Here is a 12,546-nt window from a genome sequence, read left to right as displayed (position 1 = left end):
TCCTTCTGGCACACAGCCGCCGAAGAACTCGGCCACGGCATGGACGCGTGACACCGGGAAGGGCGGCTCCACGGTCCGGACCAGCCACCGAGGGACGAGTGGGACGCGTGCGGAGACGGTGAGAACCGGTACGTCGTGAACAGCGTCTCCCTGGACGTCACCACGGCCGACTGACCATCTCCGTCCGTGTCACGTCATCGAGGCCGGGAGGTACCGCGCGGTGCCTCCCGGCCTGTCCTTGCCCCTGTCCTTGTCCCTGTCCCGAGAGCGGTGTCCTCTGTTGAACGTTCGAACCCGTCCGCGTACCGGCCCGGCGGAGTCGACCGCCCCCAGCCGGACCGGGAGCGTCCTCTTCCGCCGCTACGCCTCCGCCCTCCGCCCGGCTCAGGAGGCCCGGTAGACATGCGAACGATGGTTGCCGAACGCCTGCCGAGCCCCGTCGTCGCGGGCCTGGCCCTGGTGGGCGTCGCCGCCGCGGTCCTGGTCGGCCACGACGGTCTGGACACCGTGGTCGGCTGCGGAATCCCCAGCGACGGCTACGCCTCCCAGACGGCGGAGGACTGGGTCACCGGCGCCGACCACGTCGTCGTGGCCCGGCCCACAGCCGAACAGGACACCAACCGCCGCGACTTCACCAAGGGCGCGATCCAGTACCAGACCGACCGCAAGGTCACCTTCCACACGGACAAGGTCCTGTGGTCCTCGCAGCGCCCCCGGCACTCCCTGGGCGAGGGCTTCGACATGGTGGCCGCCGGCTGGAACGTCTACCGGGACGGCGGCAAGCGCACCAAGAGAACGACCGCGGCGGCTCCCCGTCTGGAGCCCGGCCACACCTACCTCCTCGCCCTCCGCTGGTCCGACGACCAGTGGGTGGTACTCGGGGAGGGCGCCGCCGTCCCCTTCGACGACGCCACCGTCGGCCGAGGAGAGTGGTGCGGACGCACCCTGAGCGAAGACGACGTCGCCCGCGGCGAGCGCTTCTCCCTCCCCGACGACCAAAGCCTCGAAAAAACAGCGAACGGCCAAGGCGAACAGACCATCACCCGACAACTGCAACAAGCAGCCACCCCAACACGCACAAAATCTCCCTGACCACGAACGGCACCATAGGGGCCGGGTGCGCAGACGCGAAGAAGACCGCACCCGGCCCCCCAGGGTGCCGTGGTTGGCGGGCTGGGGGGCCGGGTGCGGGTGGGAGGCCGGGGGGTCGGGTGGACCGCCGGTCAAAGGGCCTGGGGCAAGATCAGGCCTTCTTGGTCTCCCAGAAGATCTTGTCGATCTGGGCGATGTAGTCCAGTGCCTTCTGGCCGGTGGCCGGGTCGGTCGAGCCCTTGGCGGCCGAGAGGGCCTTCAGGGTGTCGTTGACCAACTGGTGCAGCTCCGGGTACTTCTCGAAGTGCGGGGGCTTGAAGTAGTCGCTCCACAGCACCGAGACGTGGTGCTTGGCCAGCTCGGCGCGCTGCTCCTTGATGTCCGTGGCGCGCATCTGGAAGTGCGGGTCGTCGTTGCCGGCCATCTTCTCCTGGACGGCCTTCACCGACTCCGCCTCGATGCGGGCCTGGGCCGGGTCGTACACGCCGCAGGGCAGGTCGCAGTGGGCGCTGACCGTGACCTTGGGGGCAAACAGGCGGGAAAGCATGAAGCAATCCTTCCTCGTGATCGTCTTCTCAGGGGGGACATTACTCCCTGGGAGGCCCGATGAGGCGGGTGCCCCCGTGGGCTTAGGACAAAAGTCCGGGGTGAAACTGACACTGGTGGAGGACAGAACAGGGGAGGTGCCGGGTGATGCCGGAGCCGTCGCAGGAGGCCGAGCGGGTGTCGGGGCCGCTGCCGTTCGGGCCCGCCGAGGTGAGCGGGCCGTCGATGGTGCCCACGCTGCACCACGGCGATCTGCTCGTGGTGCACTGGGGAGCGAGGGTCCGTGCGGGTGACGTGGTCGTGCTGCGCCACCCCTTCCAGCAGGACCTGCTGGTCGTCAAACGCGCCGTCGAGCGGCGCGGGACCGGCTGGTGGGTGCTCGGGGACAACCCCTTCGCCGGCGGCGACAGCACCGACTACGGGGTCGTCCCCGGGGAACTGGTCCTCGGCCGGGTGCGGCTGCGCTACCGGCGCCGGCGGGCGGATCAGCGCTCGGCGCTGGCCACGGTCGGCTGGGCGCTCTCCGCGCTGCGGCCGGTGGCGGCCGACCGGTCCGCCTCCAGGCGTTTGCGGGCCCGGTAGGCGGCCACGTTGGCGCGGGTGGCGCAGCGGTCGGAGCAGTAGCGCCGGGAGCGGTTGGTGGAGGTGTCCAGGTAGGCGTTGCGGCAGGGCGGCGCCTCGCACAGGCCGAGGCGGTCGACGCCGTACTCGGTGAGGTGGAAGGCGAGGCCCATCGCGGCGATCGCGGCGAAGCCGGCGGTCGCGTTGGAGGGGTGGTCCGCGAGGTGCATATGCCACAGGGGGCGGCCGTCGTCGTCCCGGTAGTCGTGGCCGGAGATCTGCGGGCTCACCGGGAACTCCAGCAGCAGCGAGTTCAGCAGGTCCACGGCGAGAGTCTCGTCGCCGCCGTCCGCCGCCTCGAAGACCGCGCGCAGCCGTCCCCGGACCGACCGGAAGCGGGTGACGTCCGCCTCGGTGGCGCGGCGTCCCGCGGACTGGTTGGCGCCGAAGAGTCCGCGGACGGCGTCCACCGACGTCAGCGAGTCCTGCCCCCGGGCCGGCTCCTCGGTGTTGACGAGGCGTACGGCGTAATCCGAGTAATAGGCCAGTTCCACTTGTAGTCCTTACGACGGGGCTCTAGGGTCGTGCCTGCGGTCGGGTAATGGCTGATCGTGCTTACAGGGTATTACGTATGCGATGCGAGGGAGCCCCCGATGACGGACGCGGACACCACCACCGCCGGTACCGACTGGAACGCCTGGCAGGAGAGCTGGGACCGGCAGCAGGAGTGGTACATGCCGGACCGCGAGGAACGTTTCCGGATCATGCTCGACATGGTCGAGGCCCTGGTCGGCCCCGCCCCGCGCGTGCTCGACCTCGCCTGCGGCACCGGCACCATCACCGCCCGCCTCCTCGCCCGCCTCCCCGGCGCCACCAGCACCGGCGTGGACCTCGACCCCGCGCTCCTCGCCATCGCCGAGGGCACCTTCGCCGACGACGAGCGGGTCACCCTGGTCACCGCCGACCTCAAGGACCCCGACTGGACGCGGCGGCTGCCGCACGACACGTACGACGCCGTCCTCACCGCCACCGCCCTGCACTGGCTCCACGCCGAACCCCTCGCCGCTCTCTACGGCCACCTCGCCGCACTCGTCCGCGACGGCGGCGTCTTCATGAACGCCGACCGCACGATCGACGAGTCGACGCCCCGGATCAACGCCGCCGAGCGCGCCCAGCGCCACGCCCGGATGGAGGAGGCCCGCCGGGGCGGCGCCCTCGACTGGGCCGACTGGTGGCGGCTGGCCGCCGAGGACCCGGTGCTCGCCGGACCCACCGCCCGGCGCTTCGAGATCTACGGCGAACACGCCGACGGCGAGACGCCCCCGGCGGAGTGGCACGCGCGCGTGCTGCGCGAGAAGGGCTTCGGCGAGGCCCGTCCCGTCTGGTGCTCGCCCTCCGACACGCTGGTGCTGGCGGTGAAGTAGCCCGGTACGCGCGAGAAGGGGCGGTACGGACCGTTCCGTACCGCCCCTCCGTTGCCGGCCGCTCGCGCGGGCGTCAGAGCACCTTGGACAGGAACGCCTTGGTCCGCTCCTCCTTCGGGTCGGTCAGCACCTCGCGCGGGTCGCCCGCCTCGACGACCACGCCGCCGTCCATGAAGACCAGGCTGTCGCCCACCTCGCGGGCGAAACCCATCTCATGGGTGACGACGACCATCGTCATGCCGCTGCGGGCGAGGTCGCGCATGACGTCGAGGACGTCGCCGACCAGCTCCGGGTCGAGCGCCGAGGTGGGCTCGTCGAACAGCATCAGCTTCGGGTCCATCGCCAGCGCGCGGGCGATCGCCACCCGCTGCTGCTGGCCGCCGGAGAGCTGCGAGGGGTAGTTCCCCGCCTTGTCGGCCAGCCCCACCCGCTCCAGGAGCTGCATCGCGCGCTGCCACGCCGCCTGCCGCGGCACGCCCCTGACCTGGACCGGCGCCTCCATCACGTTCTCCACCGCGGTCTTGTGGGGGAACAGGTTGAAGCGCTGGAAGACCATGCCGATGTCCCGCCGCTTGAGCGCGACCTCGGTGTCCTTCAGCTCGTGGAGCCGGTCGCCCCTCTGCCGGTAGCCGACCAGCTCGCCGTCGACGTACAGCCGCCCGGCGTTGATCTTCTCCAGGTGGTTGATACAGCGCAGGAACGTCGACTTGCCGGAGCCGGAGGGGCCGATGAGGCAGAAGACCTCGCCGGACCTGACCTCCAGGTCGATGCCCTTGAGGACCTGCACCGCGCCGAAGGACTTGTGGACGCCCTCGGCCTTGACCATGGCGGGGGAGGACTGGGTCATGCCGCCACTCCCTTCGGACGGCGGGCGGGCAGGACCGCGGCCGAGAACCGCTGCCACGGCGTCGGCGGCAGGGAACGGCTGGAGCCGCGCGCGTAGTACCGCTCGATGTAGTACTGGCCGACGCTGAGCAGCGAGGTCATGATCAGGTACCAGGTGGCGGCCAGGAAGTACATCTCGACCGTCGAGCCGGCGTTCTGGCCGATGTCCTGCGAGTGCTTGAAGAGGTCGTAGAACTGCACCGCCGAGACGAGCGAGGTCGTCTTCAGCATGTTGATGACCTCGTTGCCGGTGGGCGGCACGATCACCCGCATGGCCTGCGGGATGACGATCCGGCGGAGCGTCTTCGCCTGGCTCATGCCGAGCGCGTGCGACGCCTCGGTCTGGCCCTCGTCGACCGAGAGCAGGCCGGCCCGGCAGATCTCCGCCATGTACGCGGCCTCGTTGAGGCCCAGGCCGAGCAGCGCCGTCAGCAGCGGCGTCATGAAGGAGGACCAGTAGTCCTTGTAGATCGGCCCCAGGTTGATGTACTCGAAGACCAGGCCCAGGTTGAACCAGACGAAGAGCTGGACCAGGACCGGGGTGCCGCGGAAGAACCAGATGTAGAACCAGGCGATGGACGAGGTCACCGGGTTCTTCGACAGGCGCATCACGGCGAGCAGGATGCCGCCGATGATGCCGATGAGCATCGACATCACCGTGAGCAGCAGGGTCTTCCAGACGCCCTCCAGGATGCGGTCGTCGAAGAAGTACTCGGGGATCGCGGCCCAGTTGATGTCACCTTGGGCGAAGGCGTAGACGACCGAGCCCAGGAGGAAGAGCGCGACGGCGGCGGAGACGTAGCGCCACGGGTGCCGGACCGGAACGGCCTTGATGGCCTCCGGTCCGGCGGGCGGCGTCACGTCGGGGCCTGTCGTCTTGTCGATGTCGACAGTCACGGAGAAGCCTTTCGGACGGAGTCGAACGGTGCCGGGTCAGGAGCCGCCGTTGATCTTCGCCTCGGTGATGGCGCCCTCCTCGACGCCCCACTTCTCGATGATCTTCTGGTACTCGCCGCTGTCGATGACGGCCTGGACGGCCGCTTGCAGCGCGTCGCGGAGCTGCGTGTTGTTCTTGGCGACCGCGATGCCGTAAGGACCCGCCTCGACCTGGTCGCCGACGATCTCGAAGTACGCGCCGCCGCCGGACTTCTTCACCGAGTACGCGGCGATCGGGAAGTCGGCGGAGACGACGTTCGCGCCCTTGGACCGCATCCGGGTCTCGGCCTCGGGGTTGGTCCCGAAGTCCTCGACCTTGAGGGTCTTCTTGCCGTCCTTCACGCACTTCTTCGCCTGTTCCCGGGCGAGGTCGTGGGAGAAGGTGTTGCGCTGGACCGCCATGGTCTTGCCACAGAGGTCGTCCCAGGTCTTGATCCCCTGGTCGTCGCCCTTGTTGGTGTAGAGCGAGACGCCCGCGGTGAAGTAGTCGACGAAGTCGACGCCCGCGCCGACCTTCTTGCCGGTGTCGGCGTCGATGCCCTCCTGGCGGTCCTTGGTGTCGGTCATCGCCGACATGGCGATGTCGTACCGCTTGGAGGCCAGGCCGCCGATGAGGGTGTCGAACGTGCCGTTCTGGAACTCGAACTTCACGCCGAGCTGCTTGCCCAGGGCTTCGGCGAGATCCGGGTCGATACCGACCGTCTTGCCGGAGTCGTCCTTGAATTCGACGGGGGCGTACGCGATGTCGGAGCCGACCTTGATGACGCCCTTGTCGCGGATGGCCTGGGGCAGCTTGTCGGCCAGCGGGGCCGCCGCGTCCGACTTGGCGGCGCCGTCGGAGCCGCCCTTTTCGGTCTGGTCTCCGCAGCCGGTGAGCAGCAGGGCGCCGGCGACCGCGATCGCGCCGACCGCGGCTAGCCGGGACTGCGCCGGGGTGGGACGACGGGTGATGCGTGCGGTCATGGTGGTTCCTCCGGCGGATGAGGGAGTAGCCGATGGGACGCGGCGCCGGCCGGGTGACCCGCCGACGCCGTGGAGCCGAGGTGAGTACACGCCTTCGAGTGCCGTCACCTCGTGTGATGACGGCATCTTGCCATTCGGACTCCGCCGTTCAGGGGGCCCGCCATGTCAAAATCGGATAACGGGTCACCCCCCGAACCGGATCAGGTCGGTACATCACGACCCAACGCTTCCGGGAACGCCGCGTTCCGGCCGGAAGATCTCCGGCGAACTCCGGTAAACGAGCATGCTTCGCGCGTACGAACGTCGTTGCAACGTTCGTTTTCGAGATCTGTCAAGAGGATGTGCGAGGTTGCCCGGTAGTGACGTTATGAGCCATGTCACCGGTGTGCGGAAACCGGGGTCCGGCATGTGAGCTTGCGCTGAACGGACTCGTCTCGGGGGCCGTCCGTCGGGTAAGAAGGTTCATTACACCCCTCATCAGGGGCTCAGGGTGCGTGTGCGGCGCACCCGTCGCGCCGGGAACCGTGTGCATCAACGGCCAAGGTCCCGCGCGGTGCCCGCTCGCTCCTCACCCGGAGCGGACAACCCTCAAACCATGAACATTTAAGGGGTAACAACAAGTGGCAGCGGAGATCGTCAATCCTCCCAGCGACAGCGACGTGCCGACGGAGCAGAAGGCGGGGGCGGAGCCCCTTGACGCCTTCGAGCCCGCGTTCGCCCTGCACCGCGGTGGCAAGATGGCCGTCCAGGCCACCGTGCCGGTCCGCGACCGGGACGACCTGTCGCTGGCGTACACGCCCGGCGTCGCGAAGGTGTGCAGCGCGATCGCCGAGCAGCCGGACCTCGTCCACGACTACACGTGGAAGTCGTCCGTGGTGGCCGTCGTCACCGACGGCACGGCCGTGCTCGGCCTCGGCGACATCGGCCCCGAAGCCTCCCTCCCGGTGATGGAGGGCAAGGCCATCCTCTTCAAGCAGTTCGGCGGGGTCGACGCGGTGCCGATCGCGCTCGCCTGCACGGACGCCGACGAGATCGTCGACACCGTGGTCCGGCTCGCTCCCTCGTTCGGCGGCGTCAACCTGGAGGACATCTCCGCGCCGCGCTGCTTCGAGGTCGAGCGCAAGCTCCAGGAGCGGCTGGACATCCCGGTCTTCCACGACGACCAGCACGGCACGGCGATCGTGACCCTGGCGGCGCTGCGCAACGCGGCGCGGCTGAGCGGGCGCTCGCTGGGCGAGCTGCGCGCGGTGATCTCCGGCGCGGGCGCGGCCGGCGTGGCCATCGCCCGGATGCTGGTGGGCGCCGGCATCGGCGACGTCGCGGTCACCGACCGCAAGGGCGTCGTCTCGGCGGACCGGGACGACCTCACCGAGGTCAAGCGGGAACTCGCCTCGTTCACCAACAAGGCGGGGCTGTCCGGCTCCCTGGAGGCGGCGCTCGACGGTGCCGACGTCTTCATCGGCGTCTCCGGCGGTACGGTGCCCGAGCCGGCGGTGGCCTCGATGGCCGAGGGCGCGTTCGTGTTCGCCATGGCCAACCCGAACCCCGAGGTGCACCCCGAGATCGCCCGGAAGTACGCGGCGGTCGTCGCCACGGGCCGCTCCGACTTCCCCAACCAGATCAACAACGTGCTGGCGTTCCCGGGGATCTTCGCGGGCGCGCTCCAGGTGCGGGCCTCCCGGATCACCGAGGGCATGAAGCTCGCCGCCGCGGAGGCGCTGGCCGGTGTGGTCGGCGACGACCTCGCCGCGGACTACGTCATCCCGTCCCCGTTCGACGAGCGCGTCGCCCCGGCCGTCACGGCCGCGGTGGCCGCCGCCGCCCGTGCGGAGGGCGTCGCCCGCCGCTGACGGCCCCGCCCCTGGCCGGCCGACGGCCCCGTCCGTGGAGGACGGGGCCGTCGTCGTGTGGCTGGTGTCGTGTGGGCCGGGGGCGGTGTGCCGGGTGGTGGGGGCCCGGGTGCGGGTGCGGGTGTCGGCGTGCCGGCCGGGTTCGGGTGGCCCGGGTGTGGGTGCCGGCGTGCCGGCCGGGTTCGGGTGGCCGGGGTGGGGTCCTGGCAAGAGGGTGTGTGTCACAGGGACGCGTGGTGTCGGACGGCGGGCCGGGACCCTATCGTCAGGTCCATGTTCGCTGTCTACGCCGCCAGAACCGACCGTGACCGGCCGCTCGACGGCCTGGAGACCGGGGAACGACCCGCCCCCGACGCGCCGCCCGGCTGGAGTGTCGTCGACGTCCGGGCCGCCTCCCTCAACCACCACGACCTGTGGTCCCTGCGCGGGGTCGGCCTCCCCGAGGAGCGGCTGCCGATGATCCTCGGCTGCGACGCGGCCGGTGTCGACGCGGACGGCAACGAGGTCGTCCTGCACTCGGTGATCGGCCAGACCGGTCACGGGGTCGGCCCCCGGGAGCCCCGGTCCATCCTGACCGAGCGGTACCAGGGCACCTTCGCCGAGCGGGTGGCCGTGCCGACCTGGAACATCCTGCCCAAGCCGAAGGAGCTGTCCTTCGAGGAGGCCGCCTGCCTGCCCACGGCCTGGCTGACGGCGTACCGGATGCTCTTCACCAACGCCGGGGTGCGGCCCGGAGACTCCGTGCTCGTGCAGGGCGCCGGGGGCGGGGTCGCCACGGCCGCCATCGTGCTGGGCCGGGCGGCGGGGCTGCGCGTCTTCGCCACCAGCCGGGACGAGGCGAAGCGGCGGCGGGCTCTGGAGCTGGGCGCGGTGGAGGCCCTCGAACCGGGCGCGCGGCTGCCGCAGCGGGTCGACGCCGTCATCGAGACCGTGGGCGCCGCCACCTGGTCCCACTCGGTGAAGTCGCTGCGGCCCGGCGGCACGCTGGTCATCTCCGGGGCCACCAGCGGCGACCGGCCCTCCCACGCCGAGCTGACCCGGATCTTCTTCCTCGAACTGCGTGTTGTCGGCTCCACGATGGGCACCAAGGACGAGCTGGAGGACCTGCTCTCCTTCTGCGCGGCCACCGGGGTCCGTCCCGTCGTCGACGAGGTACTGCCGATGGACCGGGCCCGCGAGGGCTTCGCGCGGATGGAGTCCGGGGAACTGTTCGGGAAGATCGTCCTCCGCGCCTCCTGAGCCCTGTCCCGCCCGGCCCCGCGCTTCTTTCCCTTCCTCTCCTTCTCCCCTTTTCTCTCATTTCCTCTCACTTTTCTCTCCTTTTTCCTCTCCTTCTGCTCTCCTTCGCTGATCACGGCGGGTCCGGTGTTCCGGGCCCGCCGTTCGCGTTGGGGCTGGAGACCGGGATGCGTCAATCCAGGTTGACACCCGGCTCATGTCAACCTATGTTGACACCATGACCGAAGCAACGGATCTCGCCGCGCGGGCGGGTGACCGTGACCCCCGGGTGGGGCTGCGGGCCGTCGCCGCGCTGCGCAGGCTGCTGGAGCAGCTTGAGGCGGTACAGGTACGTGGCGCCCGCGCCCAGGGCTGGTCGTGGCAGGAGATCGCCACGGAACTCGGCGTGAGCAGGCAGGCCGTGCACAAGAAGTACGGGAGGCAGTGATGTTCGAGAGGTTCACCAAGGACGCCCGCGCCGTGGTGCGGGACGCGGTCGAGCACGCCGGTACGGCCGGGGCGTCGTCGGTCGACGCCACGCACCTGCTGCTCGCCCTGCTCGACCGGAAGGGCAGCCGGGCCTCCTTCGCGCTCACCGCACTGGTCGCCGACGGCGACCGGGAGTCGGTACGGCGGGACCTGGAGGCGGCGCGGCGGCGGGCCGGACTGTCGCGGGCCGATACCGACGCCCTCGCCGCCCTCGGTATCGACGTGCCGGGGATCGTCGCCCGGGTCGAGGAGGCCCACGGCGTCGGCGCGATGTCCGGTGAGCGCAAGGACGGGCGGCGGGGCGGGCGGCCCGGCTTCGGACGGGACGCCAAGGAGGTGCTGGAGGAGACCCTGCGCATCGCCCTCGCCCGGCGCGAACGGAACCTCGGCGACGAACACATCCTCCTCGCCCTGACCGCCCGCCCCGGCGTACCGGCCGAGGTGCTGGCCGACCACGGGGTGACCCACGCGTCGCTGACCCGCGTCCTCGGCGAGGGCGGCGGCGGGCAGGCTTGCGCCTGACGGGGCGGCGGGCGAGGAGTCCGCGGAAGTGGGGGCTCGGTGGCACCCGACGCCCCGGCACCCGGCGGCACCTCTGGGGGTGTCGCCGGGTGCTTCCCGTTCGTCAGCTCTTCGGTGTGCGCAGGAGTGCTCCGAGGTGGGCCGCCGCCGTCGACAGATGGCCCCGGGCCTCGCGGAGCTGCTCGGGCGTGACGCCGTGGTCGCGGGCCGCGTCGCGGATGTCGTCGCGGAAGCGGTCCAGCAGCCGGTCCAGGTCGCGCGCCGGGTCGTTGGTGGACTCGGCCGTGTCCTCGTGCGACCAGGCCGGGACGTACTCCGCGGGGAACTCCGTGGGGGAGTGGGTGTACTCGGGCCGGGGAGCGGCCGGGTCCGCGGAGGGGCGGCCGAAGCCCCACTCCCTGCCGACCTCCTTCCCGAAGTCCTTGCCGAACTCGCCGACCTCCTTGGCCAGTTCGCTCAGCCCCTCGCGCAGTCCGGTGGGCCAGTCGCCCCGCGAGAAGTGGTCCTGCACCTGTTCCTGGACGTGCTGGGCGATGCGCCGCACCTCCTCCTGCGCCTGCGCGGTGGCCCGCTCCTGGGCCTCCTTGGCCTGGCGCCGGGCACGCTGGGCCTCCTCGCGGGCGCGGCGGCTCTCGTCCTTGGCGCGGCGGGCCTGCTCCTTCCACTCCTGCTTGACGCGCCGCATCTCCTCCTTCGCCGTCCGCCACGCCTCCTTCTCGGCGGTGTCCGCACCGGCGTCGGCTCCGGGACCCCGGCGGGCCTCGCCGGCCGCGGCGCGCATCTCCCGGCGCAGATCGCCCGCCGCGCCGCGGACGTCGGCCCGGATCTCGGCGGCCAGCTCGGCGACCGACTCCCGGATCTCCAGCTCCAGATCGGCCAGCTCACCGCTGCGGTCGGCCAGTTCGGCGCGGCCGGCGTCGGTGATCGAGTACACCTTTCGGCCGCCCTCGGTGGTGTGGGTGACCAGGCCCTCGGCCTCCAGCTTGGCCAGGCGCGGGTAGACCGTGCCGGCCGAGGGCGCGTACAGGCCCTGGAAGCGTTCCTCCAGGAGCCGGATCACTTCGTAGCCGTGGCGGGGGGCCTCGTCCAGCAGCTTGAGCAGGTAGAGGCGGAGGCGGCCGTGGGCGAAGACGGGCGGCATGTCAGAGCACCTTCTTGTCGGTCGGGCCGTCGGCCGTGCCGCCGGCCGGGGTGCCGACGCGGTCGTCGGCCGGGACGCCGTCGGGGCCGTCGTCGGCGGGCGGGCGGCGCAGCAGGGCGATCGAACCGGAGACCGTCGTGGCCTTCAGCCGGCCGCTGCCCGTGCCGAGCCGCCCGGTGATCCGCTTGGCGCCCCACTGGCCGGCCACGCGGAGGTCCTCGAAGGCGTTGGAGACCGATCCGCTCGCCGTGTTCGCTTCGACGTGGGCGTCGGCGGGCTGCGGCAGCCGGATGGCGATCTCGCCGGAGACGCTGGTCAGTCCGATGTCGGTGGCCCCGCAGCCCGGATCGAGGTCGGCGATCATGGAGCCGCTGACCGACTCCGCGCGGACGGAGGAGCCGGCCTCGACCACGGTCAGGTCGCCGGAGACGGAGTGGAAGCGGAGGTCGCCGGTAAGTGCCTGGGCCTCCACGTTCCCCGAGACGGTGTCGGCGCGGACCGGGCCGGAGAGGCCCACCAGCGTCGTGTCCCCGCTGACGCCCCGGACCTCGGCGGGCCCCTCGATGCCGGAGACCGTGGCCGCCGCGCCGACCACCCCCACCTCCACGCGGGTGCCGCAGGGCACGGCGAGGGAGACCACGGCGCTGCGCCGCCGCCCCCTGGGGTCGAGCCGGCTCAGGAGGTCCTTCCAGGTCAGGTCCTCGTAGGCCACGCTGAGGGTGCCGTCCCGGTGGGTCACGACGAGTGGCGGACCCTCCAGCTCGGTGACCTCCAGGCGTGCGGGACCCTCGTCCGTGCCCACGACGTTCACCGTCCCGCCGACGACGCGGACCCGGAGCGTGCTCACGGGTGCGTCGAAGGCGAGCTTTCCGGGCTCCGTGACGGACCACTCGGGCATGACGCAGACCTCCTCCTTGAA

General features: G+C 71.2%; 14 protein-coding genes. 7 read left to right on the top strand and 7 right to left on the bottom strand.

The genetic code is table 11. From position 1 onward, the window contains the following. The first annotated feature begins 402 nt into the window (after positions 1-402). Positions 403-1,092 (top strand): hypothetical protein, encoded by a 690-nt coding sequence (locus J5Y05_RS17420; protein ID WP_247614809.1) that lies wholly within the window; start codon positions 403-405, stop codon positions 1,090-1,092. 151 nt (positions 1,093-1,243) lie between these two features. On the opposite strand, the gene sodN is transcribed toward J5Y05_RS17420, so the two are convergent. Continuing rightward, positions 1,244-1,639, bottom strand: a complete 396-nt coding sequence (gene sodN / locus J5Y05_RS17415) for a superoxide dismutase, Ni (protein ID WP_030421021.1) — start codon at positions 1,637-1,639, stop codon at positions 1,244-1,246. 146 nt (positions 1,640-1,785) lie between these two features. Here sodN and sodX point away from each other — a divergent pair, with 146 nt between their 5' ends. Continuing rightward, positions 1,786-2,220 carry a nickel-type superoxide dismutase maturation protease gene (gene sodX / locus J5Y05_RS17410; RefSeq protein ID WP_210873392.1) on the top strand — a complete coding sequence of 145 codons (435 nt, stop codon included), beginning with the start codon at positions 1,786-1,788 and terminating at the stop codon, positions 2,218-2,220. On the opposite strand, the gene J5Y05_RS17405 is transcribed toward sodX, so the two are convergent. Continuing rightward, a complete protein-coding gene (locus J5Y05_RS17405; protein WP_210873390.1) occupies positions 2,124-2,753 on the bottom strand; it encodes a CGNR zinc finger domain-containing protein in 630 nt (209 codons plus the stop codon). The two genes, sodX and J5Y05_RS17405, sit on opposite strands and share 97 nt — an antisense overlap. 99 nt (positions 2,754-2,852) lie before the next feature. Here J5Y05_RS17405 and J5Y05_RS17400 point away from each other — a divergent pair, with 99 nt between their 5' ends. Next, positions 2,853-3,623: a class I SAM-dependent methyltransferase gene (locus J5Y05_RS17400; protein ID WP_210873388.1), complete on the top strand. Its 771-nt coding sequence runs from the start codon at positions 2,853-2,855 to the stop codon at positions 3,621-3,623. Positions 3,624-3,696: 73 nt separating this feature from the next. Here the strand turns inward: J5Y05_RS17400 and J5Y05_RS17395 are convergent, their stop codons facing one another. Genes J5Y05_RS17395 through J5Y05_RS17385 form a run of 3 tightly spaced genes read right to left on the bottom strand, consistent with a single transcriptional unit; the run spans position 3,697 to position 6,407 of the window. Beyond that, on the bottom strand, positions 3,697-4,470 hold the full coding sequence (locus J5Y05_RS17395; protein WP_281730751.1) for an amino acid ABC transporter ATP-binding protein: 774 nt from the start codon (positions 4,468-4,470) through the stop codon (positions 3,697-3,699). Further along, the gene (locus J5Y05_RS17390; protein WP_210873386.1) at positions 4,467-5,405 is read right to left on the bottom strand and encodes an amino acid ABC transporter permease; all 939 of its coding nucleotides are present in this window, start codon (positions 5,403-5,405) and stop codon (positions 4,467-4,469) included. The genes J5Y05_RS17395 and J5Y05_RS17390 overlap by 4 nt, the downstream gene beginning before the upstream one ends. Positions 5,406-5,441: 36 nt before the next feature. Further along, on the bottom strand, positions 5,442-6,407 hold the full coding sequence (locus J5Y05_RS17385) for an ABC transporter substrate-binding protein (RefSeq protein WP_210873384.1): 966 nt from the start codon (positions 6,405-6,407) through the stop codon (positions 5,442-5,444). Between the two features lie 620 nt (positions 6,408-7,027). Here J5Y05_RS17385 and J5Y05_RS17380 point away from each other — a divergent pair. From J5Y05_RS17380 to J5Y05_RS17365, 4 genes are all read left to right on the top strand, one after another. Further along, positions 7,028-8,257, top strand: coding sequence for an NAD(P)-dependent malic enzyme (locus tag J5Y05_RS17380; protein ID WP_210873382.1), 1,230 nt, complete (start codon positions 7,028-7,030; stop codon positions 8,255-8,257). 273 nt (positions 8,258-8,530) lie between these two features. Further along, positions 8,531-9,496, top strand: coding sequence for a zinc-binding dehydrogenase (locus J5Y05_RS17375; protein WP_210873380.1), 966 nt, complete (start codon positions 8,531-8,533; stop codon positions 9,494-9,496). A 217-nt stretch (positions 9,497-9,713) separates the two neighbouring features. Then, a complete protein-coding gene (locus J5Y05_RS17370; RefSeq protein ID WP_210873378.1) occupies positions 9,714-9,923 on the top strand; it encodes a helix-turn-helix domain-containing protein in 210 nt (69 codons plus the stop codon). Next, a complete protein-coding gene (locus J5Y05_RS17365; RefSeq protein WP_210873376.1) occupies positions 9,923-10,486 on the top strand; it encodes a Clp protease N-terminal domain-containing protein in 564 nt (187 codons plus the stop codon). Before J5Y05_RS17370 ends, J5Y05_RS17365 begins: the two co-directional genes overlap by 1 nt. Positions 10,487-10,589: 103 nt before the next feature. Here J5Y05_RS17365 and J5Y05_RS17360 read toward each other — a convergent pair whose 3' ends face one another. Then, positions 10,590-11,627, bottom strand: a complete 1,038-nt coding sequence (locus J5Y05_RS17360; protein ID WP_210873374.1) for a PadR family transcriptional regulator — start codon at positions 11,625-11,627, stop codon at positions 10,590-10,592. A gap of 1 nt (position 11,628) precedes the next feature. Beyond that, complete coding sequence (locus tag J5Y05_RS17355) at positions 11,629-12,525, bottom strand: DUF4097 family beta strand repeat-containing protein (RefSeq protein ID WP_210873372.1); 897 nt, start codon at positions 12,523-12,525, stop codon at positions 11,629-11,631. Positions 12,526-12,546 lie beyond the last annotated feature (21 nt).

Origin of the sequence: Streptomyces tagetis (assembly GCF_018069565.1) — a bacterium.
GTDB lineage: Bacteria > Actinomycetota > Actinomycetes > Streptomycetales > Streptomycetaceae > Streptomyces > Streptomyces tagetis.
Note: the sequence above shows the minus strand (reverse complement) of the source record. Positions and strands in the feature narration are given on the sequence as shown.

Coding starts and splice junctions, on each gene's coding strand:
- J5Y05_RS17420 (WP_247614809.1), top strand. CDS start 403: ATGCGAACGATGGTTGCCGAACGCCTGCCGAGCCCCGTCGTCGCGGGC.
- sodN (WP_030421021.1), bottom strand. CDS start 1,639: ATGCTTTCCCGCCTGTTTGCCCCCAAGGTCACGGTCAGCGCCCACTGC.
- sodX (WP_210873392.1), top strand. CDS start 1,786: ATGCCGGAGCCGTCGCAGGAGGCCGAGCGGGTGTCGGGGCCGCTGCCG.
- J5Y05_RS17400 (WP_210873388.1), top strand. CDS start 2,853: ATGACGGACGCGGACACCACCACCGCCGGTACCGACTGGAACGCCTGG.
- J5Y05_RS17395 (WP_281730751.1), bottom strand. CDS start 4,470: ATGACCCAGTCCTCCCCCGCCATGGTCAAGGCCGAGGGCGTCCACAAG.
- J5Y05_RS17385 (WP_210873384.1), bottom strand. CDS start 6,407: ATGACCGCACGCATCACCCGTCGTCCCACCCCGGCGCAGTCCCGGCTA.
- J5Y05_RS17375 (WP_210873380.1), top strand. CDS start 8,531: ATGTTCGCTGTCTACGCCGCCAGAACCGACCGTGACCGGCCGCTCGAC.
- J5Y05_RS17370 (WP_210873378.1), top strand. CDS start 9,714: ATGACCGAAGCAACGGATCTCGCCGCGCGGGCGGGTGACCGTGACCCC.
- J5Y05_RS17365 (WP_210873376.1), top strand. CDS start 9,923: ATGTTCGAGAGGTTCACCAAGGACGCCCGCGCCGTGGTGCGGGACGCG.
- J5Y05_RS17360 (WP_210873374.1), bottom strand. CDS start 11,627: ATGCCGCCCGTCTTCGCCCACGGCCGCCTCCGCCTCTACCTGCTCAAG.
- J5Y05_RS17355 (WP_210873372.1), bottom strand. CDS start 12,525: ATGCCCGAGTGGTCCGTCACGGAGCCCGGAAAGCTCGCCTTCGACGCA.